Raw genomic sequence first — 2,131 nt, 5'->3', positions numbered from 1 at the left:
CAAAACACAGCGCCAGCAGGCCGATGGCCAGCGGTGCCCAGCGCGCCAGGCCCGGGGCATGCTGCCACAGCTGGCGCACATCGGCGGGCAGCTGGCTGGCCTGGATGATGCGCTTGGCGCGCAGCTGCAGAAACTGGGCAAAGGCGGCCTGGCCGGCCTTGCCCCCCAGCGCGGGCTTGCCCAGGGTGTGCAGCACCTCCTGCGTGATGGCCTCGCAGCGCGCAGCGCTGGGCAGGGCCTCATGGGGCGGCGAGGTTTCGATGGCATGGGCCAGGGCGATGTCACGAACGGCGTCAGCTTTCATGGCAGCTATTGTGGCATCGGGAAAACCTGCAAGGTTTTGCCCGGACTGCTGTGGTATCAACAAGCTTTGCCATCACAGAGTTAAAGCAGCCTATGACAACAATGATGAACTTTGCTGAGATGCCCGATGCCAACGGTTTCTTTGGTGACTATGGTGGCCAGCTGGTGCCCCCGCACCTGAAAAAGGCGATGGACGATATCGCCGAGGCCTACGAGCAGATCGTGCAGCGCCAGGATTTCCAGGACGAGCTCCAGCAGCTGTTCCAGGACTATGTGGGCCGCCCCAGCCCGATCTTCCATGCCCGCCGTTTGTCAGAGCAGCTGGGCGGCGCGCAGATCCATTTGAAGCGCGAGGACCTCAACCACACGGGGGCCCACAAGATCAACCACTGCCTGGGCGAGGCGCTGCTGGCCAAGTTCATGGGCAAGACCAAGGTGATTGCCGAGACGGGCGCCGGCCAGCATGGCGTGGCCTTGGCGACGGCCTGCGCGCTGGTGGGCATCCCCTGCGAGATCCACATGGGCCAGGTCGATATCGAGAAGGAGCACCCCAACGTCACCAAGATGCGCATCCTGGGCTGCAAGCTGGTGCCGGTGAGCTTTGGCCAGGCGACTCTGAAGGAGGCGGTCGACAGCGCGTTTGAGGAGTATCTCAAGGACCCGACGAACTACCTGTATGCGATTGGCTCGGTGGTGGGGCCGCACCCGTTTCCGAAGATGGTGCGCGACTTCCAGTCCATCGTCGGGCGCGAGGCGCGTGAGCAGTTCCAGACCCGGCACGGCAAGCTGCCCGACTATGTGGCGGCCTGCGTGGGCGGGGGCTCCAATGCGATGGGCATCTTCACGGCCTTTCTGCCCGATGCCGGTGTGAAGCTGGTGGGTGTGGAGCCTGCGGGCGAGGGCGTGGACCAGCCGGGCAAGCATGCCGCCACCTTGTCGGTGGGCAAGCCCGGTGCCATCCATGGCATGAAATGCTATGTGCTGGAGAACGCCGATGGCAGCCCCGCGGCCGTGCATTCGATCGCTTCGGGCCTGGACTACCCTGGCGTCGGCCCGCAGCACAGCTACTTGAAGGACCTGGGCCGGGTCGACTACCAGGCCGTGGATGACCAGGCCTGCCTCAACGCCTTCATGACCCTGTCGCGGGTCGAGGGCATCATCCCGGCGCTGGAAAGCGCCCATGCCGTCGCCTGGGCCATGGGTATCGCGCCGCAGCTGGACAAGGGGGTGAACATCCTCGTCAACCTCTCGGGCCGGGGTGACAAGGACGCCGATTATGTGGCCAAGAAGCTGGGGCTCTGAGCGAGTTTTAAGCTAAAAGCAGCCGGAAACGGCCGCCACACAGGGAGCACATGCTCCCTTTTTTGCGTCTGCAGGGCGGCTGGCGCGCCCCCGCGTACTCGGGTAAATACGCTTCTGCTATTTGGATATGTGTATTTAGTATTTGTAGATCGCATACTCAATAGTTCAGAATGCGTTTTTCGCATCAAATACCATGGAACTTCGCCAGCTTGAGGCCTTTGCGGCTGTCATCTCCACCGGCAGCGTGACGGCCGCCGGCCGCATGCTGGGCCGCTCGCAGCCGGCGATCAGCCGCCTGGTGCAGGAGCTGGAGCAGGAGATTGGTTACGCGCTGTTCAGCCGCAATGGCCCGCGCATTACCCCGAATGAACAAGGCTTTTTGCTGTACGAGGATGTGGCCCATGCGCTGCACAGCCTGCAACAGATCCGCCAGCGCGCCCGCGAGATTGCAGGCGGCAGCCAACGCCCGCTGAACCTGCTGGCCACGCCGGCGCTGGCCGCGGGCCTGGTGCCTGCGGCGCTGGCG

2 protein-coding genes and 1 pseudogene are annotated in these 2,131 nt (G+C 64.1%); 2 read left to right on the top strand and 1 reads right to left on the bottom strand.

The genetic code is table 11. The annotated features are described in order from the left end of the window. A pseudogene (locus H928_RS0103775) lies at positions 1-304 on the bottom strand (DUF2868 domain-containing protein); the annotation flags it as partial. A gap of 101 nt (positions 305-405) precedes the next feature. Between H928_RS0103775 and trpB the strand changes: the two are divergent. Together trpB and H928_RS0103765 are read left to right on the top strand one after the other, a co-directional pair. Continuing rightward, positions 406-1,605, top strand: coding sequence for a tryptophan synthase subunit beta (gene trpB / locus H928_RS0103770; RefSeq protein WP_021025319.1), 1,200 nt, complete (start codon positions 406-408; stop codon positions 1,603-1,605). Positions 1,606-1,798: 193 nt separating this feature from the next. After that, positions 1,799-2,131: LysR family transcriptional regulator (locus tag H928_RS0103765; RefSeq protein ID WP_021025318.1), on the top strand; the 333-nt coding region annotated here is incomplete at its 3' end.

Source organism: Comamonas sp. B-9 (assembly GCF_000410635.1).
In the GTDB taxonomy this organism is placed as follows: Bacteria; Pseudomonadota; Gammaproteobacteria; order Burkholderiales; family Burkholderiaceae_C; genus Comamonas.
This window is presented reverse-complemented; position numbering and strand designations above follow the sequence as displayed.